Annotated in this window: 22 protein-coding genes; 11 read left to right on the top strand and 11 right to left on the bottom strand. The window is 72.5% G+C overall.

Annotated features, from left to right (window positions below):
* The first annotated feature begins 74 nt into the window (after nucleotides 1-74).
* The 3 genes from CCS38_RS10785 to CCS38_RS35840 all read left to right on the top strand — a co-directional run bounded on the left by CCS38_RS10785 (nucleotide 75) and on the right by CCS38_RS35840 (nucleotide 2,381).
* Nucleotides 75-686: a hypothetical protein gene (locus CCS38_RS10785; RefSeq protein ID WP_223733002.1), complete on the top strand. Its 612-nt coding sequence runs from the start codon at nucleotides 75-77 to the stop codon at nucleotides 684-686.
* Nucleotides 687-909: 223 nt separating this feature from the next.
* On the top strand, nucleotides 910-2,271 hold the full coding sequence (locus CCS38_RS10780) for an L-lactate MFS transporter (protein ID WP_223733001.1): 1,362 nt from the start codon (nucleotides 910-912) through the stop codon (nucleotides 2,269-2,271).
* Entirely contained in the window at nucleotides 2,268-2,381 is a 114-nt protein-coding gene (locus CCS38_RS35840) for an MFS transporter small subunit (protein ID WP_417828981.1), read from the top strand. The genes CCS38_RS10780 and CCS38_RS35840 overlap by 4 nt, the downstream gene beginning before the upstream one ends.
* Here CCS38_RS35840 and soxR read toward each other — a convergent pair.
* A complete protein-coding gene (gene soxR / locus CCS38_RS10775; protein ID WP_223733000.1) occupies nucleotides 2,371-2,868 on the bottom strand; it encodes a redox-sensitive transcriptional activator SoxR in 498 nt (165 codons plus the stop codon). The genes CCS38_RS35840 and soxR overlap by 11 nt on opposite strands.
* Nucleotides 2,869-2,969: 101 nt before the next feature.
* Here soxR and CCS38_RS10770 point away from each other — a divergent pair, with 101 nt between their 5' ends.
* Entirely contained in the window at nucleotides 2,970-3,431 is a 462-nt protein-coding gene (locus CCS38_RS10770; protein WP_223732999.1) for a MaoC family dehydratase, read from the top strand.
* A 12-nt stretch (nucleotides 3,432-3,443) separates the two neighbouring features.
* Here the strand turns inward: CCS38_RS10770 and CCS38_RS10765 are convergent, their stop codons facing one another.
* Nucleotides 3,444-4,067: a TetR/AcrR family transcriptional regulator gene (locus CCS38_RS10765; RefSeq protein WP_223732998.1), complete on the bottom strand. Its 624-nt coding sequence runs from the start codon at nucleotides 4,065-4,067 to the stop codon at nucleotides 3,444-3,446.
* A gap of 126 nt (nucleotides 4,068-4,193) precedes the next feature.
* On the bottom strand, nucleotides 4,194-5,345 hold the full coding sequence (locus CCS38_RS10760) for an acyl-CoA dehydrogenase family protein (RefSeq protein WP_223732997.1): 1,152 nt from the start codon (nucleotides 5,343-5,345) through the stop codon (nucleotides 4,194-4,196).
* 115 nt (nucleotides 5,346-5,460) lie between these two features.
* Here CCS38_RS10760 and CCS38_RS10755 point away from each other — a divergent pair, with 115 nt between their 5' ends.
* Together CCS38_RS10755 and CCS38_RS10750 are read left to right on the top strand one after the other, a co-directional pair.
* Nucleotides 5,461-6,093 (top strand): TetR/AcrR family transcriptional regulator, encoded by a 633-nt coding sequence (locus CCS38_RS10755; RefSeq protein ID WP_030252196.1) that lies wholly within the window; start codon nucleotides 5,461-5,463, stop codon nucleotides 6,091-6,093.
* A gap of 102 nt (nucleotides 6,094-6,195) precedes the next feature.
* Complete coding sequence (locus CCS38_RS10750; protein WP_223732996.1) at nucleotides 6,196-7,203, top strand: urea transporter; 1,008 nt, start codon at nucleotides 6,196-6,198, stop codon at nucleotides 7,201-7,203.
* Here CCS38_RS10750 and CCS38_RS10745 read toward each other — a convergent pair.
* The 3 genes from CCS38_RS10745 to CCS38_RS10735 form a co-directional block, all read right to left on the bottom strand.
* A complete protein-coding gene (locus CCS38_RS10745) occupies nucleotides 7,178-8,554 on the bottom strand; it encodes an MFS transporter (RefSeq protein WP_223732995.1) in 1,377 nt (458 codons plus the stop codon). The genes CCS38_RS10750 and CCS38_RS10745 overlap by 26 nt on opposite strands.
* Before the next feature lie 215 nt (nucleotides 8,555-8,769).
* Nucleotides 8,770-9,849, bottom strand: coding sequence for a Zn-dependent alcohol dehydrogenase (locus CCS38_RS10740; protein WP_223732994.1), 1,080 nt, complete (start codon nucleotides 9,847-9,849; stop codon nucleotides 8,770-8,772).
* A 91-nt stretch (nucleotides 9,850-9,940) separates the two neighbouring features.
* Nucleotides 9,941-11,359 (bottom strand): aldehyde dehydrogenase family protein, encoded by a 1,419-nt coding sequence (locus CCS38_RS10735; protein ID WP_223732993.1) that lies wholly within the window; start codon nucleotides 11,357-11,359, stop codon nucleotides 9,941-9,943.
* Nucleotides 11,360-11,626: 267 nt separating this feature from the next.
* Here CCS38_RS10735 and CCS38_RS10730 point away from each other — a divergent pair, with 267 nt between their 5' ends.
* Nucleotides 11,627-13,954: a helix-turn-helix transcriptional regulator gene (locus CCS38_RS10730; protein WP_223732992.1), complete on the top strand. Its 2,328-nt coding sequence runs from the start codon at nucleotides 11,627-11,629 to the stop codon at nucleotides 13,952-13,954.
* Here the strand turns inward: CCS38_RS10730 and CCS38_RS10725 are convergent.
* The 3 genes from CCS38_RS10725 to CCS38_RS10715 all read right to left on the bottom strand — a co-directional run bounded on the left by CCS38_RS10725 (nucleotide 13,923) and on the right by CCS38_RS10715 (nucleotide 17,409).
* Nucleotides 13,923-15,203, bottom strand: coding sequence for an MFS transporter (locus CCS38_RS10725; protein WP_223732991.1), 1,281 nt, complete (start codon nucleotides 15,201-15,203; stop codon nucleotides 13,923-13,925). The genes CCS38_RS10730 and CCS38_RS10725 overlap by 32 nt on opposite strands.
* 3 nt (nucleotides 15,204-15,206) lie before the next feature.
* Entirely contained in the window at nucleotides 15,207-16,646 is a 1,440-nt protein-coding gene (locus CCS38_RS10720; protein ID WP_223732990.1) for a CitMHS family transporter, read from the bottom strand.
* Between the two features lie 148 nt (nucleotides 16,647-16,794).
* Nucleotides 16,795-17,409 (bottom strand): TetR/AcrR family transcriptional regulator, encoded by a 615-nt coding sequence (locus CCS38_RS10715; RefSeq protein WP_223732989.1) that lies wholly within the window; start codon nucleotides 17,407-17,409, stop codon nucleotides 16,795-16,797.
* 121 nt (nucleotides 17,410-17,530) lie between these two features.
* On the opposite strand from CCS38_RS10715, the gene hmgA reads away from it, so the two are divergent.
* The 3 genes from hmgA to CCS38_RS10700 all read left to right on the top strand — a co-directional run bounded on the left by hmgA (nucleotide 17,531) and on the right by CCS38_RS10700 (nucleotide 20,953).
* Entirely contained in the window at nucleotides 17,531-18,898 is a 1,368-nt protein-coding gene (gene hmgA / locus CCS38_RS10710; protein WP_223732988.1) for a homogentisate 1,2-dioxygenase, read from the top strand.
* A 12-nt stretch (nucleotides 18,899-18,910) separates the two neighbouring features.
* Nucleotides 18,911-19,660, top strand: coding sequence for a GntR family transcriptional regulator (locus tag CCS38_RS10705; RefSeq protein ID WP_223732987.1), 750 nt, complete (start codon nucleotides 18,911-18,913; stop codon nucleotides 19,658-19,660).
* A gap of 84 nt (nucleotides 19,661-19,744) precedes the next feature.
* The gene (locus CCS38_RS10700; RefSeq protein WP_223732986.1) at nucleotides 19,745-20,953 is read left to right on the top strand and encodes a type ISP restriction/modification enzyme; all 1,209 of its coding nucleotides are present in this window, start codon (nucleotides 19,745-19,747) and stop codon (nucleotides 20,951-20,953) included.
* 6 nt (nucleotides 20,954-20,959) lie between these two features.
* On the opposite strand, the gene CCS38_RS10695 is transcribed toward CCS38_RS10700, so the two are convergent.
* Entirely contained in the window at nucleotides 20,960-22,705 is a 1,746-nt protein-coding gene (locus CCS38_RS10695; RefSeq protein WP_223732985.1) for an amidohydrolase, read from the bottom strand.
* 386 nt (nucleotides 22,706-23,091) lie between these two features.
* Complete coding sequence (locus tag CCS38_RS10690; protein ID WP_030252229.1) at nucleotides 23,092-23,352, bottom strand: hypothetical protein; 261 nt, start codon at nucleotides 23,350-23,352, stop codon at nucleotides 23,092-23,094.
* A 343-nt stretch (nucleotides 23,353-23,695) separates the two neighbouring features.
* Between CCS38_RS10690 and CCS38_RS10685 the strand changes: the two genes are divergently transcribed.
* Nucleotides 23,696-24,662, top strand: a 967-nt coding sequence (locus CCS38_RS10685; protein ID WP_223732984.1) for a serine/threonine-protein kinase, incomplete at its 3' end; no start/stop codon positions are given.

Here is a 24,662-nt window from a genome sequence, read left to right as displayed (position 1 = left end):
CGATGGATCCGGATGCCGTTCCGTTACGTCCATTCCATGTCCAGTCGGGTTCCTCCCCACGGAGGTGGGATGAATTGGCCGGTTTCAGAGCTCTCGCCGAGCAGGTCCGCAACCCCGGGCTCGTCGCGACCCAGCGGCGGACGGCGCTGCGCAAGTGCCTCGAACGGTTCGCCCCGTACGGGCACCGGGCGACCTGGCATCACTTGTGCACCCGCGCAGGCATCGGGACGCAGGACCGCAACCCTGACCCGGGCAGGCTCATGGCCGCCCTGGCGGAACTGGAGGAGGCACGCAACCTCTGGCTCGCTTATGAAGAGGACTTCGCCGCCCGGAGGCGGCGTGAGAAGCACGAGGGCATCCGGCAGCCGGGCGCCCTGCACGAATGGCACCTGCGCACCTGGGGCGGGTGCGACATCGTGCCCTGCGAGTCACCGCACCGGCATCCGACCGCACGCCTGGCCGAAGTGCTGCGCCGGGTGATCGCGGCCATGGAGTCGGGCCGGCAGCGCGAGGACTGCCCGGTGTGCGGGGGCCGGCGCTTCGTCTGGCACACGGACGGGGCGCACTCGGTGAACGGGCCGGTCTGTCAGGAATGCGGAGTAGTCACCCCGTCGGCGGTCCTGACCACCGCCGTGCTCTCCGCCGCCCGGCGCGCCAACGCCGACCGGGCCTTCGCCGCGGCCTGAGCCACGGCCGGCACGCGGCAGCACGGGGCAGCACCCGGCAACAGGGTGCAGCACAGGGGGAAACGGCAGGGCGCCGGGCGCGCACCTGCCGCATCAGGCGGACGTGGGACCGGACGCACCGGTACGGGGGACCCGCGCCGCCCGCGAACCGCCCAGGAGGCACCGCGGCATCGCACTTGAGGGCCTCTTCCCGCGAGTGCATGAACGTTGTACGTTCCCGTGCATGCTCCCGCTCGCCCGTTCCGCCACCGTCGCCCCGCCGGGCTGGAGCCGCTGGCTCGTCCCGCCCGCCGCGCTCGCCATCCACCTCGCCATCGGCCAGGCATACGCCTGGAGCGTGTTCAAGCCCCCGCTGGAGTCCTCGCTCGGGCTCTCCGGCACCGCCTCCGCGCTCCCCTTCCAGCTCGCCATCGTGATGCTCGGCCTGTCGGCGGCGTTCGGCGGCACGCTCGTCGAACGGCGCGGCCCGCGCTGGGCCATGCTCGTCTCCACCCTCTGCTTCTGCTCCGGCTTCCTGGTCGCCGCGCTCGGCGCCGCCACCCGCCAGTACTGGCTGGTCGTGCTCGGCTACGGCTTCATCGGCGGCATCGGCCTGGGCATCGGCTACATCTCCCCCGTCTCCACACTGATCAAGTGGTTCCCGGACCGCCCCGGCATGGCCACCGGCATCGCCATCATGGGCTTCGGCGGCGGCGCGCTGATCGCCTCTCCCTGGTCCAGCGGGCTGCTGGACGCGCTCGGCGCCGACTCCTCCGGCATTGCGCGGACCTTCCTCGTGATGGGCCTGGTGTACGCGGTCTTCATGTCGCTGGGCGTGCTGCTGGTCCGCGTACCCCCGGACGACTGGCGGCCCCCGGGAGCCGCGCCCGCCCGGACCGCCCGGCGCCCCCTGGTCACCACCGCCCAGGTCTCCGCCCGCAACGCGCTGCGCACCCCGCAGTTCTGGTGCCTGTGGGTCGTCCTCTGCATGAACGTCACGGCCGGCATCGGCATCCTGGAGAAGGCCGCGCCGATGATCGCGGACTTCTTCGCGGACACCGCGACGCCCGTGAGCGCGGCAGCGGCGGCCGGCTTCGTCGGCATGCTCTCGCTCGCCAACATGCTCGGCCGGTTCGCCTGGTCCACCACCTCCGACCTGGTGGGCCGCAAGAACATCTACCGGCTCTACCTCGGCGTCGGCGCGCTGCTGTATCTCGTACTGGCACTGACCGGCGACACGTCCAAGCCGCTCTTCGTCGGCTGCGCGGTCGTCATCCTGTCCTTCTACGGCGGCGGTTTCTCCACGGTCCCCGCGTACTTGAAGGACCTCTTCGGCACGTACCAGGTCGGCGCGATCCACGGGCGGCTGCTCACCGCCTGGTCCACCGCCGGCGTCCTCGGCCCGCTGATCGTCAACGCCATCGCGGACTCCCAGCACGCCGCCGGGCGCAGCGGCCCCGACCTCTACACCACGTCGTTCTTCATCATGATCGGCCTGCTGGTCATCGGCTTCGTCGCCAACGAGCTGGTCCGGCCGGTGCATCCCCGCCACCACGAACCGGTGCCGGAGCACCGGGAAGCACAGGAAGAAGGAGCCGCCCGGTGACCGGCCGCCGCACCGCCCTGCTCGTCCTCGTCTGGCTGTGGGTCGGACTGCCCTTCGCCTACGGGCTGTACGAGCTGACGCTCAAGATGACGCAGCTGTTCACCGGGTAGGTCCGGGCGTGCTCCGCCCGTCCCCCGCCGCACGGTCCACGCGCAGCCGCCGCGCGCCCGTCCCCTGCTCGCCGAGCTCGTCGTACGGGTTGGAGAGCGCGCACTTCTCCAGGGAGAGGCAGCCGCAGCCGATGCAGTCGGTCAGCCTGTCGCGCAGCTCCTGCAGCTGGTTGATGCGCTCGTCCAGCTCGCTGCGCCAGGCTTCGGAGAGCCGGGCCCAGTCGGCGCGGTTGGGCGTGCGCTCCTCCGGCAGCTCGGCGAGCGCGTCACGGATCACCGCGAGCGGGATGCCGACGCGCTGCGCCGCCCGGACGAAGGCGACGCGGCGCAGCGCGTCACGGGTGAACCGGCGCTGGTTGCCCGCCGTTCTGGTGCTGCTGATCAGCCCCTTGGACTCGTAGAAGTGCAGGGCGGAGACGGCGGCGCCACTGCGCGCCGAGAGCTGGCCGACGGTGAGTTCGTGGACCTTACGGGAAAGCTGGGGCACGTCGGCCAGCCTACGGGGTGTGCGAAGCGACGAGCCGTTGACAGCGGAGGATCTGCACAGCAAGCTGAGCAAGCGCTTAGTCGATGAGGAGGCATACGGACATGGCAGACCCCCGAGTGTTCGGTTCGCTGGAAGAACTGCGTGGAGCCGTCGGCGAGGAGCTCGGCCCGAGCGACTGGCTGGAGGTCGACCAGAAGCGGATCGACCTGTTCGCCGACGCCACGGGCGACCACCAGTGGATCCACATCGACCAGGAGAAGGCGAAGGCCGGGCCGTTCGGCACGACCATCGCGCACGGCTACCTCACGCTGTCGCTGCTGCCCGCCCTCGTACCGCAGCTGATGCGCGTCGACAACGTCAAGATGGGCATCAACTACGGCACGAACAAGGTGCGCTTCCCCTCCCCCGTGCCGGTCGGCTCGCGGCTGCGCGCCACCGCGAAGATCGCCGAGGTGACCGAGGTGCCGGGCGGCGTCCAGCTGACGACGACGGTGACCGTGGAGCGCGAGGGCGGCGACAAGCCGGTCTGCGTCGCGGAGTCGGTCAGCCGCTTCTACCTGTAAGGCGCACAGCGCTCACGGGCGCCGGGCGCCCACCATGCCCAGTACCAGGTCGGCGTAGAGCTCGCCGACCTGGTCCGGCGTGCGCTTGCCGTCCGCGGTGAACCAGCGGGCGACGTCCACGCACAGCGACAGCACCGCCAGCGTCGTGCCGGGCACGTCCCGCACGGTGAACTCCCCGGCGTCCGCGCCGTCCTGGATGATCTCCCGCAGCAGCCGGTCGGTCTTCCGCCGCAGATCCGCGATCTCGGCGTAGTGCTCCTCGCTCAGCGCCTTCAGCTCGTACTGGATGATGCGCGCGGTCGTGTGCCGCTCGGCGTGCCAGCTGGCGAAGGCGTGTACCGCGCAGCGCAGCCGGTCGGCGGCCGTGCCCTCGGCGCCGGCCGCGGCTGTCATGATCTTCAGCGCCCGCTCGTGACCCGTGACGCTGATGCGATAGAGCAGCTCTTCCTTGGTCTTGTAGTGGATGTAGAGCGCGGCCGGGCTCATGCCGGCCCGCCCGGCGATGTCACGGGTGGTCGTGGCGTGGTAGCCGCGCTCCGCGAACGCCTCGACGGCAGCCCCGACCAGCCGCTGGGCCGCGTCCGGAGCCACCTCGGCCCATTCCCCTGCGGCCTCGTCCGCCCGCTCCGCTCCCATCGCGCACTCCGATCCTGGCGGTCCGCCGCGGTCCGTCCGCGGCGGGCCATCAGATCGAACACCATACCCCAGGACTGAGCAAGCGCTTAGGTCCTGGGAGCCATGTCCTCGGGAGGCGGGCTCCGGTCAGAAGGCGGAGACCCCCGTCAGCGCGCGCCCGATGAGCAGCTTCTGGATCTGGCTGGTGCCTTCGTAGAGCGTCATCACCCGGGCGTCCCGGACGAGCTTGCCGACCGGGTACTCGTCGATGTAGCCGTACCCGCCGAAGACCTGCAAGGCGTTGTTGGCACAGCGTACCGCCGCCTCGGAGGCGAACAGCTTCGCCTTGGACGCCTCGGTGACGAACGGCTTCCCGCGGTCGATGAGGTCGGCGACCCGCCAGGTCAGCAGCCGGGCCGCGTCCACGTCCAGCGCGATGTCGGCGAGCAGCTCCTGGACGAGCTGGTGGTGGGCGATGGTCTTGCCGAACTGGTCGCGCTCGCCCGCGTACCCGACGGCGGCGTCCAGCGCGGCCTGCGCGATACCCACACAGCCGGCCGCGACCGACATCCGGCCCTTGGCCAGCGCGGACATGGCGACGGAGAAGCCCTTGCCCTCGGGGGCGATCATCGCGGAGGCCGGGACCCGCACGTCCTCCAGGACCAGCTCGGCGGTGGCCTGGCCGCGCAGGCCCAGCTTGCCGTGGATCTCGCGGCGAGACAGACCCGGGGTGTCGGTCGGGACGAGGAAGGCGCTGACACCCTTGTGGCCGGGCGCAGCACCGGTACGGGCGAAGAGCAGCACCACGTCGGCCCAGGTGCCGTTGGTGATGAACATCTTCGTACCGTTGATCACCCAGTCCCCGCCGTCGCGGACGGCCCGGGTGGTGAGGTTGCCCGCGTCGGAGCCGGTACCGGGCTCGGTGAGGCCGAAGCAGCCGAGGGCCTCACCGGAGGTGAGCCGGGGCAGCCACTGCTCCTTCTGCTCCTCGCTCCCCCAGGCGGCGATGGACTTGGCGACCAGGCCGAGCGAGACGGAGACGATGCCGCGCACGGAGGAGTCGCCGCGCCCCAGCTCCTCGGTGACCAGCGCGTACGCGAAGTGGTCGCCGCCGGAGCCGCCGTACTCCTCAGGGATCGTCAGGCCCAGGAAGCCCAGGTCGCCCATGGTCTTCACGATTCCGCGGTCGACCTGCTCGGCGCGGTCCCACTCCGTGACGTGCGGGGCGACCTCGCGGTCGACGAAGTCCTTGGCGAGCTGCCGGACGGCGGCCTGCTCCTCATTGAGTTCGAGGTTCATGTGCGTCTTCCTCTGAACGGTGGCGGTGACCACGGCGGGCGGCGCCCATGAGGAGGCGCCACCGCCCTTAATTATCACTGCTAGTTTTTCGGCGGCAGCCTCTACTATGTGCGTCATGGCCCGACCCCGCAAGCCCCTGCTGAGCCGTGAGCGCATCGTCACGGCGGCCCTCGCGCTCATCGACGAGGAAGGACTGCAGGCGCTGTCCACCCGGCGGCTCGCCGCCGAACTCGGGGTGAGCGGACCGTCGCTGTACAACCACTTCACGACCAAGGACGAGATCCTGGACGCCGCGGCGGACATGGTGATCGCCAAGGTCGACGTCTCCGGCTTTGGCCCCGACGGGGACTGGCGGCGCGGGCTGCTGGAGTGGGCCCGCTCCTACCGCGCGGCGCTCGCCGCGCACCCGAACTTCGTGCCGTTCCTCGCCCAGGGGCCCGGCCGCCGCCCGGCGGGCCTGAAGATGGCCGACGCGGCGTTCGGCGGCATGGTCGAGGCCGGCTGGCCGCCCGCGCAGGCCACCAAGGTCTGCGCGATGGTGCGGTACTTCGTGGCGGGCTCGGCGCTGGGCTCCTTCGCCCGTGGTTTCGTCGACGACGCGGCCGCCTACGACCCCGCCGACTACCCCCACCTCGGCCAGGCCCATCTGCTCGCCGAGCACCAGCAGCAGGTCGACGAGGGTGCCTTCGAGTCCGGCCTGCGGGCCCTGGTCGACGGGCTGGCGCTGCAGTACCAGCCGGTCTCCTGACCGGACTCCTCTCAGTACGTCGCACCTCCCTGTGAGGTGTCGGTAACACCTCAGTAATATCCGGGTCGTCCGTTACGCACCGCGTCGCGACAGGAGACCCATGTGAACCAGCCGATACCCGTCCGGCGTCCCCACGCCTTTCTGCTGGGTGTGCTGCGCGGCCAGGCACAGGTCGACTTCCTGTCCAGCGCCCTGGCCGGGGTGGTCTTCACGGTCGCGCTCTGCGCGGCGGGCTGGGAGTACGGGGCCTACGGACTGGGCGGCGCCGCGCTGGGCGCCCTGACGGCACAGGCACTGGGGGTCGCCCGCGACCGGGTCACCGCGGGCCTGGAGGGCTTCAACTCCTGCCTGGTGGCGGTGGGGTTCGCCGCGTTCCTGGGCGCCGGCCATCTCTCCACGGCGCTGCTGGCGGCGGGCGGCTGCGTGGTCGTCACCGTGCTCACCGGGGCCGTCGGCACGCTGCTGCGCCCGTGGAACCTGCCCACGCTGACCCTGCCGTACTGCGTCACCGCCAGCGCCATGACCATCGCGGCGCCCGGCTTCGTCCGCGTCTGGCACCAGGGCCCCGGCCTGGCCACGCTCGCCCGCCCGGCGTCCGGCCGGACCGCGCTCACCTGGTCCGACCTCTGGCACGCCTTCTTCTCGAACATCGCCCAGATCTTCTTCATGCCGCAGTGGTACGTCGGCGCGCTCTTCCTCCTCGGCATCTTCGTCGCCGACCGCCGGCTGGGCGCGCTGGCCTGCCTGGGCAGCGTGGTGGGCATCGCGGCGGGCTGGCTGCTGGGCGCGCCCGCCGGGCAGATCACCGACGGCGGAATGGGATACAACGCGGTGCTCGTCACGATGGCGCTGGGCGGCGTCTTCCTGGCCACCGACGGCTGGTCGCTGGCGTACGCGGTGACCGGCGCGACCGCGGCGACCATCCTGACCTCGGCGACCGCCGCGCTCTTCGCCCCGTCCGGCGGGCACACCTTCACCTGGCCGTTCGTGCTGACCACGCTGGCTTTCCTGGTCGCGGTGCCGGCCTTCCCGCGGTTGCGGAAGGCCGGCGAGCCCGCGGCGTCCGGGGCCCCGACGGGCCCCGCTACTCCGCCGGCCGCGGCTGCGTAGCCGGGGGCGCGGCGGCCTCGGCGGCCGCCCGCTTGGCGCGCTTGGCGAGTACGGCGATGGAGCCCAGCGCGATCACGGCGAGCACCATGATGTAGCCGGAGACCGCCATCGAAGTGCCGCTCGCCTCCAGCAGCAGGACCATCAGGAACGGCGCCAGACCGCCGCCGAGGACGGCGCTGATCTGGTAGCCGAGCGAGGCCCCCGTGTAGCGCATCTCCGCCGAGAACAGCTCGGCGAACAGGGCGGCCTGCGGCCCGTACATGATGCTCAGGAAGCAACTGGCGATGAACGTGCCGACGGCCAGCCACACCAGCGAGGCGGTGTCGATCAGCAGGAACATCGGTATCGCCCAGACCAGCAGCCCGACCGCGCCGATCGTGTAGATCCGCAGCCGGCCGACCCGGTCCGAGAGCGCCGCGGCGGCCGGGATCAAGGCGAGCTGAGTGAGGCTGACCAGGAGGGAGACGGTCAGCACGGCCGTGCGCTGCATGGCCAGCTCGCGGGTCGCGTAGTCCAGTACGCCGGTGATCAGGATGTAGAACGTCGCGGTGTTCACCGTGAAGCTGCCGCCGGCCAGCAGGACCGTGCCGAGGTGCTGGCGGAGGATCGTGCGCAGCGGCGAGCGCTGGGCTTCCGCCTGCTGCTCGGCGGCGGCGAGCCGGCGCTCCGCGTCACGGAATTCGGGCGTCTCCTCGACGCGGGTGTGGATGTACCAGGCGAGGACCAGGACGAGGACGCCGACGAAGAACGGCAGCCGCCAGCCCCAGGCGGCGAATTCCGCGTCGCCGACGACCGCGCCGGCCACCAGGAAGACGGTGTTGGCGGTGACCACGCCGATCGGCACGCCGAGCTGGACCAGCGAGCCGTACAGCCCGCGCTTGCCCTCGGGGGCGTACTCGGTGGCCATCAGCATCGCGCCGCCCCACTGGGCGCCGACCGCGATGCCCTGCACGATGCGCAGCAGGACCAGGAGGATCGGCGCGGCGATGCCGATCGTCTCGTACGTGGGGAGCAGGCCGATGCCGGTCGTGGCCAGGCCCATCAGGGTCAGCGCCAGGACGAGCATGGGCTTGCGGCCGCGTTTGTCGCCGAGCTGGCCGGCGATGACGCCGCCGATGGGTCTGGCGAGGAAGCCGACCGCGAAGGTCGCGAACGCGGCGAGCACGCCGGCGACCTGGCTTCCGGACGGGAAGAAGGCGTGGCCCAGTACCAGGGCCGCGGCGATGCCGAAGACGAAGTAGTCGTACCACTCGACGGCGGACGCCAGAGCGGCCGCGGTGGCCACCTTGCGGCGGTGCCGGGCGGTGGGGGCCGGGGCGGGGCTCGGTGTCGCGGAGGAGGCCGTGTCCATGCGTGCACGCTCCGAGGGGTGCTGGGGAACGGGGGGCGGCGCCGTGATTGCGGGTGACCGTACCGACCGGCTGGTACGGGCGTCAACGGACTGCACAGCAGGAGTTTTTACGGCGGGATGGGCGGGGCTTTGCCCGGGCCGGCGCGGCATGTCCGGGCACCCCGAAGGCCCCCGGGGCGGTCGCTCCCGGGGGTCGGTCGGACCGCGTCAGGTCCTCAGAAGACGATCAGCGCGCGGCCTCCCTTGCCCGCGAGCATGGCGTCGAAGGCGGCCGGGATGCCCTCCAGGCCGATCCGCTCGGTGACCAGCCCGGACAGGTCCAGCGCGCCGCTGCGGACGTGCCCGGCGATGACCGGGAGGTCCTTCGCGGGGTCGCTGTTTCCGTAGACGCAGCCCGAGAGGGTGCGGCCGAAGTAGAAGAGCTCCAGCGCGGAGAAGGTGACCTGCTGGTCCTGGCCGCCGACGCCGACGACCGTGGTCCGGCCGCCGCGGCGGGTCGAGGACCAGGCGGTACGGATCGTGTCGGCGCGGCCGACGCATTCGAGGGCGACGTCGGCGCCGATCCCGCCGGTGAGCTTGCGGATCGACTTGGCCGTGTCGTCCGCCGCCACCAGGAAGTCCGTGGCGCCGGCCGCGCGCGCCAGCTCCTCCTTCGCCGGGGAGACGTCGACGGCGATGATCGGGCCCGCGCCCGCGATCCGCGCGGCCTGGAGCGTGGCCAGGCCGACGCCGCCGACGCCGAAGACGACGACCGACTCCCCCGCGCTGACCTGCGCGGAGTTGTGCACCGCGCCCCAGCCCGTGAGGACCGCGCAGCCCAGCAGGGCGGCCTCGGTGAGCGGTACGCCCTCCGGAAGCGGCAGTGCCGCGTGGGCCGCGACCACCGTCTCCTCGGCGAACACGGCGGTGCCCAGGCCCGGGTAGAGCTCGCTGCCGTCAGCGCGCTGTGCGTACGGCTTCGCGGCGGCCGCGGCCGAGTTGGCGCACAGCCACACCTCGCCCAGCCCGCAGAAGTGGCACTCGCCGCAGGACGGCGCCCAGTTGAGGACGACCGGGTCGCCGGGCGCGAGGCCGGTGACGCCCTCGCCGACGGCGGTGACGGTGCCCGCGCCCTCGTGGCCGAGGACCGCGGGGACGGGCTGCTTGAGCGTGCCGTTGGACAGCGACAGGTCGGAGTGGCAGACCCCGGCCGCGGCGAGCTTGACCCGGATCTGTCCGGGTCCGGGATCGGGCAGCTGGATCTCGGCGATCTCCAGCGGGGCGTTGACGGCGGGCAGTACGGCAGCGCGGACCACGGTGCGGTCTCCTCGGTGGGGAGTGCGGAGTACGGGCGGAAACTGCGGATGAGAGGGCGGGGCGCCGGTACGGGCCGGCGCCCCGGGCCGCTCAGAGCTGGAGCGACTTGGTCTGGAGGTACTCGGTCAGGCCGTGCGGGCCCAGCTCGCGGCCGACGCCGGACTGCTTGTACCCACCGAAGGGCGCGAGGAGGTTGAAGCGGCCGCCGTTGATGTCGACCTGGCCGGTGTCCAGCTTGCGCGCGAAGGCCACCGCGGTCTCCTGGTCCTTGGCCCAGACGGCGCCGGCGAGGCCGTAGACCGTACCGTTGGCGATCTCCAGGGCCTCGTCCTCGTCGCGGTACTTCATGATCGAGATGACCGGCCCGAAGATCTCCTCCTGGGCGATGGTCATGCCGGGGGTGACGTCGGCGAAGACGGTGGGGCGGACGTAGTAGCCGGCCGGCAGGCCCTCGGGGGCCTCGGCGCCGCCGGTGACCAGGCGCGCGCCCTCCTCCTGGCCCTTGGCGATGAAGCCGCGGACCCGGTCGCGCTGCTTGGCGTTGACGACCGGGCCGAGGCGGCTCGCCTCATCGTTGGGGTCGCCGGGCACGTACTTGGCGACGATGTCGGCGGCGAGCCGGACGGCCTCCTCGTACTGGTCCTCGTGGACGAGCATGCGGGTCAGCGCGTTGCAGGACTGGCCGGAGTTGCGGATGACGTCGGCGACGTTGACCTTCACGGCCTTGGCGAGGTCGGCGCCAGGCAGGATGACGTTGGCGGACTTGCCGCCCAGCTCCAGCGCGACGCGCTTGACGGCGCCGCCGGCGATGGCGCCGATCTTCTTGCCGACCGCGGTGGAGCCGGTGAAGGAGACCAGGTCCACGCCCTCGTGCTCGGCGAGCGCCTGGCCCGCGACCGTGCCGAGGCCCGTGACGAGGTTGAAGACGCCGGCCGGGATGCCCGCCGCGTCCACGCACTCGGCGAAGAGCTGGGCGGTGAGCGGGGTGTCCTCGGCGGGCTTGAGGACGACGGTGCAGCCCGCGGCGAGCGCCGGGGCGACCTTGTTGGTGATCTGGTGCAGCGGGTAGTTCCAGGGCGTGATCGCGCCGACCACGCCGACCGGCTCGTGCAGCACGGTCGAGGTGCCGAGCCGCTCCTCGAAGGAGTGCTCGGCGGCGAGCTGGGCGTACGAGGCGGTCACCGCGATCGGCATGCCGGTCTGCACGTTCGCGGCGAAGGACTTCGGCGAGCCCAGCTCGGCGGTGATGGTCTCGGCGATCTCGTCGGCGTGCGCCTTGAGCTGCTCGACCAGCGCGGCAAGCTTGGCGGCGCGCTCGGTGGGCGCGGTGGCGCGCCAGCCGGGGAGGGCGGCGCGCGCTGCCCGTACGGCGGCGTCGATGTCGGCCGCGGTGCCGGCCGGAACGGTGGCGATCACCTGCTCGTCGGCGGGGTTGCGCACCTCGATGGTGTCGCCCCCCGCCGCGTCCCGCCAGGCTCCGTCGATGTACATGCCGTCGTGTGCCTTCATCTCGGCGTCCTCCCGAGGGTGGTCGTCAGGTGCGCTAAGCGGCCGCTCATACGCCGCGTCGTACAAACTATCGCCGCTAGTTTGCGGGGCGCCACCCTGCCAAGGGTCCCATCTCGACAGATACGGGTGACGGGCGGCGCAGTATCCCACTCCCGCCTTTCCGGCGGGTGGCAGTCGGCGGAAGGGACGCACGCCCCACGCGCCGCCGCTACCGTGCGCGCCATCCAGCACCATTCACGAGTTCCGACGTACGGGGTGGCGACGCGCATGGTCCAGGACACCGGGCGCCGGCGCAGCGGCGAGCTGCCCGCCGAGACGACCAGTTTCATCGGCAGACAGCGGGAGATCGCGCAGGTCGTGGAGGTGCTCGACCGCTTCCGCATGGTCACCCTCACCGGCCCCGGCGGGGTCGGCAAGACCCGTACGGCGGTGCGCGTGGCGCATCAGCTGCGCGACCGGTTCCCGGACGGGGTCCATCTCGTACCGCTCTCCGCGCTCACCGAACCCGAGCTGCTGCCCAACACCGTGGCGGCCGCGCTCGATCTGCCCGAGCAGGCCGCCCGGCCCGCCATGGAAGTCCTCACCACCTGCCTGGAGGACAAGAAGGCCCTGATCATCCTCGACACCTGCGAGCATCTGATCGACGCGTGCGCGCTGCTCGCCGACGAGCTCCTGCGCACCGCGCCGGACGTGCGGCTGATCGCGACCAGCCGGCAGCCGCTGGACATTGCGGGCGAGCACGTCCTGCCCATTCCCCCGCTGTCCGTGGAGGGCGGCCCGGACGACGCGGCGGCCCGGCGCGACCGGCCCGGCGCACGCTCCGACGCCCTGCAGCTCTTCGCGGACCGCACCGCCGCGGCCGTACCCGGATTCACCCTCACCGACGACAACCTCGCCGACGCCACGTCCCTGTGCCGCCGCCTGGACGGCATCCCCCTCGCCATCGAGCTGGCCGTGTCCCGGCTGCGCGCCCTGTCCCTGGAGGAGATCCTCGGCCGGCTCGACCGCCGCTTCCTGCTGCTCACCGGCGGCCGCCGCACCACTGTGCCCCGCCATCAGACGCTGCGGACCACCATCGGCTGGAGTCACGATCTGTCCACTCCCCAGGAGCGGGTGCTGTGGACCCGGCTCTCCGTCTTCGCCGGGGAGTTCAGCCTGGAGGCGGCGGAAGGGGTGTGCGCCGACGAGCGCACGCTCCCGGCCGAGGAGATCCTCGACGCGCTCTTCGGACTGGTGGAGAAGTCCGTCGTGCTGCGCGTGGAGACCGAGGTGGGCACCCGTTACCGGATGCTCGACACGATCCGCGAGTTCGGCCGGGACCGGCTCGCCGCGGGAGCGGAGGAGGCGGACCTGCGCAAGCGCCACGCGGCCTACTTCCTCGACCGGACCGGGCAGTTCGACGCCGAATGGACCGGCGACGCCCAGCTCGCCTGGGTACGCAGGCTCCGCTGCGACCAGGCCAACCTGCGGGCCGCGCTGGAGGCGTGCGCCACCATCCCGGGCCTGGCGTACGACGGCCTGTGCCTCGCGACCCGGCTGTGGGGCTACTGGCAGTGCACCGGTCTGTACACCGAGGGCCGCCACTGGCTGCGCCGCGCCCTCGAAGGCAGCCGCGAACCGACTCCCGAACGCGTCAAGGCGCTCTGGCTCACCAGCTGGTATCTGGACGTCCAGGGCGAGCGGGGCGACAACTGGGCGCTGCTCGACGAGGCCGAGGAGATCGCCGCCCGCGCCGGCGATGCCCGCGGCCTCGCCTGGACGCTCGCCTTCCGGCACCACGCCCGCTATTTCCGCGGCACCATCGACGGCGTCATCGAGGGATACGACGACGCCCGCCGGCGCATGGCCGAAGCAGGCGACGAAGTGGCCCTGCTGATCACCGCCTTCCACCTCGCCTTCGCCCACTTCGTCACCGGCGGCATCGGCGAGGGCATCGCCCTGTGCGACGAATCCCTGCGCCGCAACGCCGCCCATCCGCAGGAGCACTGGTCGCGCAGCTGGGCACTGTGGGTCAAGAGCGTCGGCCTGTGGCTGAAGGGCGAGTGCGCGCAGAGCATCGAGTGCTGCCGCGAGGGCATCCACTCCAAGGCCGCCCTGCGCGACACGATGGGCATCGCGCACTTCCTGGAGGGCTTCGCCTGGTACGCCGCCGAGCAGGGCCACTTCGAGCGGGTGGGCACCCTGCAGGGCGCTGCCGACGTGCTGTGGCGCAAGGCCGCCAAGGAAGCCCGGTTCGGCATCCCGGTGCTGCACGAGCTGCACGGCAGCGCGGCCGAGCTGGCCCGCCAGGCACTGGGCGCGGACGCGTTCCACCGGGCGTTCGCCGAGGGCGGCTCGCTGTCACTGGCCGAGGCCGTGGACCTGGCGCTGGACGAGGACCTCACGAAGATGCCGGAGCTGCCGGTCCGGCCGGGCAGCCCGGCCGACGAACTCACCCCCCGCGAGCGTCAGGTGGCGGCGCTGGTCGCCCAGGGCCTCACCAACCGGGAGATCTCCGAGAAGCTCGTCATCTCCAAGCGGACCGTCGACTCGCACATCGAGCACATCCTCGCCAAGCTCGGCTTCAGCTCCCGCGCCCAGATCGCCGCGCTTTAGGACGGCACGCGCGCGCCTCCGTGGCCCTGGCGGCCGTCCTGCCGGGCACGCCGGGCCCGCGCGGCACCCGTACCGCGATCACGGCCGAGCCCAGCAGCAGCACGCCGAGCAGCACGAAGGGCGCGGCGGCGCCCGCGACACCGGCGGCGAGCCCCGCGCCGGCGGGCGCCGCGACCTGGCCGAGCCGGTTGCCGGTGAGGCGCAGGGCGAGGGCCGTGGAGCGGGCGTCGTCGGGGGCGGCCTGCACGACGGTGGTCATGGAGAGCGGCTGGCCGACGCCCAGACAGAAGCCCAGCGCGGCCAGCACGAGGGCCAGCGCCCAGACCGGCAGCGGCACGGCGATGGCCGCGCACAGCAGGGCCGCCGCCGCGCACGTGGTGGTCAGCAGCGCGGTACGGCCGAGCAGCCGCAGCATCGGGGTCATCACCAGCCGGCAGGCGATGGTGGCCGCGGCGCGCAGGCTCAGCAGCAGGCCGATGGTGGCGGGCGCGATGTGCTGGGCCTCGCCGACGACCGGGAGGTAGGCGGTGAGGATGTCGGTGGCGGAGAGCACCGAGAGGCTGATGAAGATGCCGGCGCCGACGCCGCGGGTGCGGAGGATGCCGAGGACCGGTACGCGGCGGGCCGCGGCGCGCGGCGTACCGCCCGCGGGTGCACCTTCTCGCCGTTCCTGCCGCTGCTCCAGCCGCCACAGGGCGGTGCAGGCGCAGGCCGCGGCGGCCGCGGAGACCAGCAGCGCGGTGGCGCTGGTGCGGGCCATCGCGCCGTCGTGCTCGGAGATCAGCAGCCCCGCGCCGACCGGCCCGACGAGCTGGCCGAGCGAGGCGCCGATGGTGAAGTGGCCGAAGTTGCGGTCGCGCTCCTCGGGGGCGCTGCGCCGGGCGACGATGGACTGGGCGCCGATCACGAAGCACAGGTGGCCGAGGCCCATCACCCCGCTCCAGGCGGCCATCGCGGGCAGCGAGGCCACCACGCCGCTGAGTGCGCAGCCGCCGGTGATCAGCGCGATGCCGACGGCCAGCAGGGGCGTGCAGCGGCCCTGGTCGGTGCGGCGGCCCAGCGGGACCGCGATCAGCAGCGGCAGCAGCGCGTACACGCCGGTGATGACGCCGACGGCGGTCTCGTCGGCACCCAGCGCGAGCGCCCGGTAGGAGACGGCGGGCCGTGCCATGCTCACCGCCGCCTGGGCGAAGGAGAAGGTGAGAACGAGGCGCAGCAGCCAGCCCCTGCCGGGCGTCGGAGTGTTCATGGGTCAGATGATTCCGTACAGGAGTCCGGCGCCGAGCACCACCAGCGAGGTGAGCGCGGCCCATTTCACGGTGAATTTGGTGTGGTCGGCGAACTCGACCTTGGCCATGCCGACCAGGACGTAGACGGCGGGGACGAGCGGGCTGGACATGTGCAGAGCCTGGCCGACGAGGGAGGCGCGGGCGATCTCCAGGGCACCCACACCGTGGGCTGCGCCGGCCTCGGCGAGGATCGGGACGATGCCGAAGTAGAAGCCGTCGTTGGACATGAAGTACGTCAGCGGGATGCTGAGCAGGCCGGTGACCAGGCCCATGTGCGGGCCGAGCGCGTCGGGGACGTTGCCGACCAGCCAGCGGGCCATGTGCTCGACCATGCCGGTGCCGGTGAGCACGCCGGTGAAGACGGCGGCGGCGAAGACCATGCCGGAGACGTTCAGGACGTTCTCGGCATGCGCGGCGATGCGCGCCTTCTGGTCCTTCATGTGCGGGAAGTTCACGGTGAGCGCGATGGCCGCACCGAGCAGGAAGAGCACCGGGATGTCCAGCACCTGCATGATCAGCAGGGTGAGCAGCGCGAGGGTGAGAGCGGCGTTGAACCAGTACAGCTTGGGGCGCAGGGTGGCGCGGTGCGGGTCCAGGACCTGGAACTCCTCCTCGGGCGCCGGGCCGTGGTCCGTGCCGCCGGCTCCGGCGGAGCCTCCGGTGGGGAGCGTGCGGCCGGTGGTGCCGCCCTTGCCGCCGGCGCCCGCGCCGACGAGGACCGTCTCCTTCTCGGTGACCTCGGCGTTCTCGGCGATGACCTTGGCGCTGCCGGGGGCGTCCAGGGTGAGCAGGCCCAGCCGCTTGCGCTCGCGGCGGCCCAGCACGTAGGCGAGGACGAAGACGGCGAGCAGGCCGGTGGCCAGCGCGGGGATCATGGGGATGAAGATGTCGCCGGCGTCCAGCTTCAGCGCGGTCGCGGCACGGGCCGTGGGGCCGCCCCAGGGGAGCGTGTTCATGACACCGTTGGCGGTGGCGGCGACGCCGGTCATCACCACGAGGCTCATCTTCAGCCGCTTGTAGAGCGGATACAGCGCCGAGACGGTGATCATGAAGGTGGTGGAGCCGTCGCCGTCGAGCGAGACGATCGCGGCGAGCAGGGCCGTGCCCACGACCACGCGGACCGGGTCGGCCTTGCAGAACTTCAGGATGCCGCGGACGATCGGGTCGAAGAGGCCGACGTCGATCATCACTCCGAAGTAGATGATCGCGAACATCAGCATCGCGGCGGTCGGGGCCAGGTCGCCGATGCCCTTGATGACGTAGTCACCAAGGTTCGCGCCCTGTCCGATCAGGACGCAGAACAGTGCGGGGATGAGCACGAGCGCCGCTATCGGCGACATCTTCTTCATCATGATCAGCACCAAGAAGGTGGCAATCATGACAAACCCGAGGATTGTCAGCATTGGGGGTACCTCACGTTCGCCCTTGAACACCTGCCAGGGGGTGGCGGTCGTGGTGACGTTAGGGGCGGCGAACTTTTGTTAACAAGACCTTGACGCGCGAGCAATACGAGCAAAACCCCAGGTCAATAGGGGCGGCGACGCGCAGCGCTCAGTCCAGCACCCGTCCCAGGTACGCCCGCAGCAGCTCCTTGGTCTCCGCGACGATCCCCGGATCGCCCTCGGGCGCGACCCGGAAGGCCAGCTGCACCAGCGCGTCCGCCGCCTCCACGCCCACCAGGAACGCGGTCCGCAGCCGCTCCTCCGCGGGGTCCAGGCCGAGCGGCCCGGCCAGCAGCGCGAGCAGCCGGTCGGCGACGCGGTGATTCGCCTCCCGGGTGGCCTGCGGCGCCGGCACGGTGAACTCCACCAGCGCGAAGCCCGGCACGGACCGCTTCATGACGAGGTACTCCTCGATCACCACGTCCATGGCGTACCGCCAGTCCAGCCGGTCACCGGCCGCCGCGAGCCCGGCGGTGACCCGCTCCGCGTACCCGTCGAGATTGCGCAGCGCCAGCGCCTCGGCCATCGCGCGCTTGTTGGGGAAGAAGCGGTAGACCGAGCCGATGGGCACCTCGGCCCGGGCGGCCACCGCGCGGGTGCTCAGGTCCTCGTACCCCTGCTCGTCGAGGACTTCGGCGCAGGCGTCGAGGATGCGGGTCAGGCGCTCGGCGCTGCGTCGCTGGACCGGGGCGCGGCGGAGTGACGGGGTATCCACGTGCTCCATCCTGCACGCCCTCCGGCCGGTTCCCGCCTCTCGCGGGAGCACCCCCGGGCGTTTCCGTTGACGGGCCAGGGCGCCAATCCTAGGGTCATGCACAGGATTCCTTGAGCGGCGGGAGCACGCGATGACAGGCACGGGCGAGGAGCGGGCGAGGAAGACGGCCGAGGGACTGGCCCACTCCTCGGGGTTCGGGAACGAACACACCTCCGAGGCGGTCCCCGGCGCGCTGCCCACCGGCCGCAACTCCCCCCAGCGCGCCCCGCTGGGCCTGTACGCGGAGCAGCTCAGCGGCACCGCCTTCACCGAGCCGCGGGCCGCCAACCGCCGCTCCTGGCTGTACCGCATCCGCCCCTCGGCGGCCCATCCGCCGTTCGTACGGGCGGACAACGGCGGAGTGCGCGCCGCCCCGTTCACCGGGACGGTGCCCGACCCCAACCGGCTGCGCTGGGACCCGCTGCCCGAGCCCGCGCCCGGCACCGACTTCGTCGCCGGACTGTGGACGCTGGGCGGCAACGGCAACGTCACCGAGCGCAGCGGCATGGCGGTGCACCTCTACCACGCCAACTCGTCCATGGAACGCAGGGTGTTCAGCAGCGCCGACGGTGAGCTGCTGATCGTCCCGGAACGCGGCGGGCTGCTGCTGCGCACGGAATTCGGGCTGCTGCGCGCAGAACCGGGCCATATCGCACTGATCCCGCGTGGCGTCCGCTTCCGCGTCGAACTGCTGGACGCGAGCGCCCGCGGGTACGTCTGCGAGAACTACGGCCGCCCCTTCCAGCTCCCCGACCTCGGCCCGATCGGCGCCAACGGGCTGGCGAACCCACGGGACTTCCTGGCTCCCGTCGCCGCATACGAGGACGTCGAGGGCCCGCACGAGGTCGTCAACAAGTTCTGCGGCAACCTCTGGACCGCGACCTACGACCACTCCCCGCTGGACGTCGTCGCCTGGCACGGCAATCACGTCCCCTACGTCTACGACCTGCGCCGTTTCAACGTCCTCGGCACGATCTCGTACGACCACCCGGACCCGTCGATCTTCACGGTGCTCACCTCCCCGTCCGACACCCCGGGCCTGGCCGGCGTGGACTTCGTGGTCTTCGCACCGCGCTGGCTGGTCGGCGAGAACACCTTCCGGCCGCCCTATTTCCACCGCAATGTGATGAGCGAGTACATGGGCCTCATCGAGGGCGCGTACGACGCCAAGACCGGCGGCAAGGGGGGCTTCGTGCCCGGCGGCGGGTCGCTGCACAACATGATGTCCGCGCACGGACCCGACCGCGCGACGTACGAGAAGGCGAGCACCGCCGAGCTGAAGCCGCAGAAGGTCGACGACGGGCTGGCGTTCATGTTCGAGACGCGCTGGCCGGTGCTGCTCACCGAGCAGGCCGCGGGCGCCGACCATCTGCAACGGGGCTACGACGACGTATGGCAGGGTCTCGAACGCCAGTGGGGGTCCGAGGGAGGATTCCCCGGAGAAGACAGCCGTCCCTGACCGGAGCCCGCCGTGACGACCTTCGCGCCCGACTCGCTCGCCCTGAACCGCAAGCTGCCCCTGTGGTACCAGGTCTCGCAGTCGCTGCGGGCCTCGATACTGGGCCGCCACCCCGAGGCGCCGCTGCGGCTGCCCACCGAGGAGACGCTCGCCGCGCACTACGGGGTGAGCGTGCTGACCATGCGGCAGGCCCTGAAGGAACTGGAGACCGAGGGGCTGATCAGCCGGCACCGGCGGCGGGGCACGTTCATCGAGCCCGCCGCGCGGCGCGGCGCCCCGGTACGGCTGCTGGGCTCCGTGGACGCGATCGTCGCCCAGCAGTCCGGCATGGTGAGCGAGCTGCTGGAGCACGGCACGGGCCCGGTGCCGCCGGAGCTGGCCGAGCACTTCCCCGGGCTGCCGGAGGTCGGCGTGTACCGGCGGCTGCGCAGCGACGAGCGGACCGGCGAGCCGACCAACCACGCCGTCAACCACATCCGCCCGGACGTCGCCGCCCGCATCGACCCGGCCGAGCTGGAGCGCCACCCGATGACGAAGGTGCTGCGGGACACGGTGGGCGTACGGATCGGCCGGATCACCGACACCGTGGAGGCGCGGCTGGCGGACCCGGAGACCGCACGGCTGCTGGATGTCCCGCTCCTCAGCCCGATCCTGCACTACACGGGCATTACGTACGACGAGGCGGGGCAGGTGGTGGATGTGGCGCGCATCCATTACCGGGGCGACCGTTTCTCGTTCACGGTGACGCTGGACGCCCACTGACACTGCTCTGAGCGACCCTGCCGCCGGTTCCGGGGGCGTGGTTACGATGCCGGGGTCATCCGAACCGTCCGGGAGGGTTGCCGCGTGACGGCCAAGCAGGACGTGCCCCTGCTGTCCGACCTGATGCCGTGGTCCGTCGCCGCGCCGCGGCTCGGCCGGGCCTGGATCATGGCGCCGGACACCGGGTCGCTGCGGGCGCGCTGGGACGCGCTGCTGCGGGCCGACGGCCTCGCGGACCGCGAGCGGCTCTTCCGCCCGTCCCGGGCCCGCACGCTGCACACCGCGGTCGGCCAGCTCCCCGGCCGGGCCACCACGACCGGCCGGCTGGCCCGGCTGGTCGCGGGCGACGCGCCCTGCCCGGAGCCGGTGCGGGTCCGGCACGGCGCGTACGACCAGCTGTGGCTGCTGCCCGACCACCGGCTGATCGACGCGGCCCGGCCCGAGCTGTGGCGGGTCGCGGACGCCGCCCAGCTCTTCGCCGTCGAGCAGCCGCGCGTCCCGCAGGACACCGGCCCCGCCCTCGCCGTCTCGGCGGTCCTGCCCGTCGGCCGCCAGGGCCGCGTCCGCCCCCTGTACCGCCGCCCCGCGGGCACCGAACCGAACCTCGCGCCCGGCCTCCTCGACCACCTCGGCGACCGCCTCGGACACCCCGTCACCGCCGAGGACGCCTTCGCCTACCTCACCGCCACCGCCCGGCACGACGGCGGCGGCATCGCCGTCCCGCTCACCGCGGACCCGGACCTGTGGGCGCGCGGGGTGGCGCTGGGGCGCGAGCTGATCCGGCTGCACACCCGGGGCGCGGGCTCCGGCGAGCGCCCCCGGCTGCCCGGCGGCCGCCGCCCGTACGTCCGCGCCGCGCTGCCCGCCCGGGGGCTGCCCACGGAGCTCGCGTACGACGCGGAGGAGGAGGCGCTGGACATCGGCGGGGGCCGGATCTCCCCCGTGCCGGCCGCCGCCTGGGACGCGCACGCGGGCGGCGTCCGCGTCCTGGAGGCGTGGCTGGAGCGGCGTACGGGCGCCGTCGAGCCGGGCACGCTGGAGGCGGTGCGCCCCGCCGCCTGGCCCCAGGAGTGGACCACCGACCTCCTGGAGCTGATCACCGTACTGGCCCTGCTCGGCGAACTCGTCCCCGAGCAGGGCAGTTTCACTACCGCGCTCGCCGCGGCCACCCCCGTCGGCGCCGCGGAGCTGACCGCCGCGGGCGTCCTTCCGCCCCCCGCGGCGGCGCGCCGCCCGGCCTCCGTCCTGGACCACCAGGAGGAGGGCCCGGACGGCCAGTTCGCGCTGCTCTAGCAGGGGCTACTTCTGCGGCGCGAGCTCCGGCCCCAGCGAGCTGAACTTCTCGTTGCTCACCACGCGCTTCGGGGGCCAGGTGATGTTCGGCGGCGGCCAGGACTGGCCGGTCTTCTCCAGGAACCACTGCGGCGGTTCGTACATGGGCGGCTCGTAGCCGTCCGGGAGGGCGGTCTTCCAGCGCACCCCCTTGGTCCGCTCGGCGAACTCCTCCTTGATGGCCTTCAGCCGCGCGGGCTGGGTGATCAGGTCCACCGCGGTCGCCGCGAGGTACTTCGCCGCCGCGAGGAGGGCCGCGTGGCCGGGCGCCGCCGCGGCGCAGGCGGCCGTCGACCAGGTGTGCATCTTCGTGCCGATGGGCGCGAGGGCCGCGCCCATGGAGACGGTCGGCACGTTCCAGCTGATGTCGGCGACATCGGTGGAACCGCCGCCCATGAACACCGGGTTGGGCGGGGTCAGCTCGCCGATCTTGTCGTGCAGCCCCTTCTCGGGCAGGCCGAGCGACTTCTGCAGGTCCTTGGCCAGCCGCTGGGCCTCGTCGGTGAACTCCGGCGGGCCGACCTTCCGCATGTTGTCGTGCATCAGCTCGGCGAAGGACCGGGACGGCAGCTGGTTCCAGCAGGCCGAGGTGATCCGGTGCCGGACGGTGGTCCGGCTGGCCTTGGCGGCCGCCTCGGACACCTCGATGACCTTGTCGAGCAGAACCTGGACCCGCTCCGGGCTGCCCTCGCGCACGTAGTACGAGATCTCGGAGATCTCCGGGGTGACGTTCGGGATGTCACCGCCGTTGTTGATCACCCAGTGCAGCCGGCCGGACGGCGCGAGGTTCTCCTCGCGCAGGAACTCCGACATCGTCGCCATCATCACCGAGGCGTCCAGCGCGCTCTTGTTGCCGAGCGGGGTGCCGCCGTGGCCCGCGACGCCGAGGAAGGTGAAGGTGATCGCGGTCATCGCGGTGGACGAGCCCCAGCCGGTCGCGTTGGACGTTGACGGATGCCAGTCCAGGAAGGCGTCCAGCCCGTCGTACACGCCCTTGCTGACTGCGTACGTCTTGCCGATCAGCTGCTCCTCGGCGGTGGAGCCGAAGAACTTCACCGTCACGTCGAGGCCGTGCGCCGTGGCGGCCTTGGCGACCGCCGCGGCCGCGGCCGCCGCCGCGGTACCCAGGGCACAGTGCCCGCAGCCGTGGCCGGGCCCGTACCCGGGCGCGAACGGGTCGTGGACGTACTCCAGCGGGTCGTGGTGGCCCACGCCCCTCCGCTGCGACAGCCCCGGCAGCGCGTCGTACTCGCCGCTGAAGCCGAGCACCGGGCCGCCCTTGCCGTGCCGGAAGGTGGCGGTGAAGGCGGTCGGGAAGCCGGCCGTGCCGAACTCCACATCGAAACCGGCGGCCTTGAGGAAGTCCGCCTCGGCGAGCGAGGACTTCCATTCGCGGAGCGAGAGTTCGGCGTTCTCCCAGATCTCGTCGTCCAGGCCGGTGATCCTCGCCCGCTGGTCGTCGATCCAGGCCAGCGCGGCGGCCTTGGCCGGGGAGTCCTCGGCGAGCCCCTTGGGCGCCCGGTATCCGTCGGGGTCGGCGGCGGCCGCGTCGGACGCCGCGGCCATCGCGGGGTCGGCGGCGGCGCTCATGGCCGCCGTGCTCACCCCCGCGGCCCCCAGCAGCTGAACGATTCTGCGTCTGCTGAGCCCGCCGGGGACCGCCCCCGCGTCGTGCCCGTGCTTGTGCTCGTGGTCGTCGTGCAGATCACACACCGGCGCCTCCCGCGGCAAAGATGGTTGTACGGGGCAAGCGACTGCACCCTGGCGCGGAATGATCGTCACGTCAACAGCCCGGTGAGAGATCACCGTTACGAGTGAGGCGGTGATCCGGCACTGATCCGGTACGCGTCAGCAGGCGATCCGGCGTGCCGATACCGCTCACCGGCCACTGCCATTCGCTCGCGGCCGCCGGAAACGCCGAACGCGCCCGTTCCGCCCCCGGACTGGCCGGGAGAAGGACGGGCGCGTACGACCGTGGCACTGGGATGCGGTGGCCGGGGCCGGGCGGTTCCGGGGCCCGCGGACGGGGCCGGATCAGCGGCGGGGAGCTGACGGGGCGCACTCGGGGCGCACCGGAGCACCGCTCGGCGCGGCCCCGCTCAGCCGTGACCGCCGAAGAGCGACCGGCGCAGCCGGCGCAGCGGCGCGAAGAGCGACACCCGCGCCCCGCGGCTCTTCCGCGTCCGCGCGTGGTCACGCTTGGTGATCTCCTGCATCAGCGACGTGGCGCCTTCGGTCTCCCGCTGCGGTATCGCCGGTCCGCCGAGCACCGCGAGATGGCGGTCCAGACGCGCACTGGACGCGCCGCCGCATGTGATGGCAGGCACTCGCGGCCTGCTGCGTACTGCAATCTGTTCCATGACACTCCCCACCCGTACGAGGGCACCCGGCCCGGGCAGGGTAACCCTATCTCTCCCGCACGCCCTTCGCGCAGCCCGGTATCAGTATTCACCTGCCCCGCAAGGGCGTTGACCAACACCATACGGAACGTCCGCGTACCGCACCTACTCCAGGCCGAGTTGACGGCGTACGGGGGCACACGGTGGTCCCGAGCGTGCGCCCCCCATGACGGAGCGTCATCACAAGGCGCGGTGCCCCTCTCCGTATCGCTGCCGGATTGCCGCCGAAGGGGCGGCAACGGCGACGGACAGGGGTACGTTTTCCCCACATCGCTCCTTTTGCGGGGTCGAGGGGGCTCGTGCCATGGACACAGGTGCGGGGAACGAACGGGTACTGGCGGGCCGCTACCGCCTGCTGGACGAGCTGGGCCGCGGCGGGATGGGCGCGGTGTGGCGGGCCCGGGACGAGCTGCTGGGCCGCGAGGTGGCCGTCAAGGAGGTGCGGGCGCCGCGCGAACTGCCCGCGCACGAGGAACGGTTGCTCTACGCGCGGCTGGAGCGGGAGGGCCGGGCCGCGGCCCGGATCGCGCACCGCAATGTCGTGACCGTCTTCGACGTGGTCACCGAGGGCAGCCGCCCCTGGGTCGTGATGGAGCTGATCCGCGGCCTCTCGCTCGCCGAGACGCTGGCGGCCGACGGGCCGCTGTCCCCCGAGCGCGCGGCCCGGATCGGCGCCGAGGTACTGGCCGCCCTGCGGGTGGCGCACGCGGCGGGCGTGCTGCACCGCGACGTCAAGCCGGGCAACGTCCTGCTCGCGAACGACGGCCGGGTGGTGCTCACCGACTTCGGGATCGCGACGGTCGAGGGGTCCTCCGCGCTGACCCTGACCGGCGAGCTGATCGGCTCGCCCGAATTCCTCGCGCCGGAGCGGGCGCTCGGGCGGACGCCGGGCCCGGAGTCGGACCTGTGGTCGCTGGGCGTGACGCTGTACACGGCGGTGGAGGGTGCGCCGCCGTTCCATGAGGAGACGCCGCTGGGCACGATGCGCGCGCTGGTCGACGAGGAGCTGCCGCCGCCGCGCCGGGCGGGCCCGCTGGCGCCCGTACTGGCGGGGCTGCTGCGCAAGGATCCGCGCGAGCGGCTGCCGGCGGACGAGCTGGCGGGGATGCTGGCGGCGGTCGCGAGCGGCGGGCAGCCGGCCACGGTGACGGCCGCCGCGCCGCCGTCCCCGTACTCCCCGACGCTCGCGGCGCCCGGTATGCCCGGGGGCACCGGTACGGACTCCGTGCCCGCGCCACCGCCTCCTCCGGCCGGCTCCTACGGCCCGCACG

The sequence above is a fragment of the Streptomyces purpurogeneiscleroticus genome (assembly GCF_020024005.1).
GTDB lineage: Bacteria > Actinomycetota > Actinomycetes > Streptomycetales > Streptomycetaceae > Streptomyces > Streptomyces purpurogeneiscleroticus.
The sequence above is the reverse complement of the archived record's forward strand: the minus strand, read 5'-3'. Positions and strand labels throughout refer to the sequence as shown.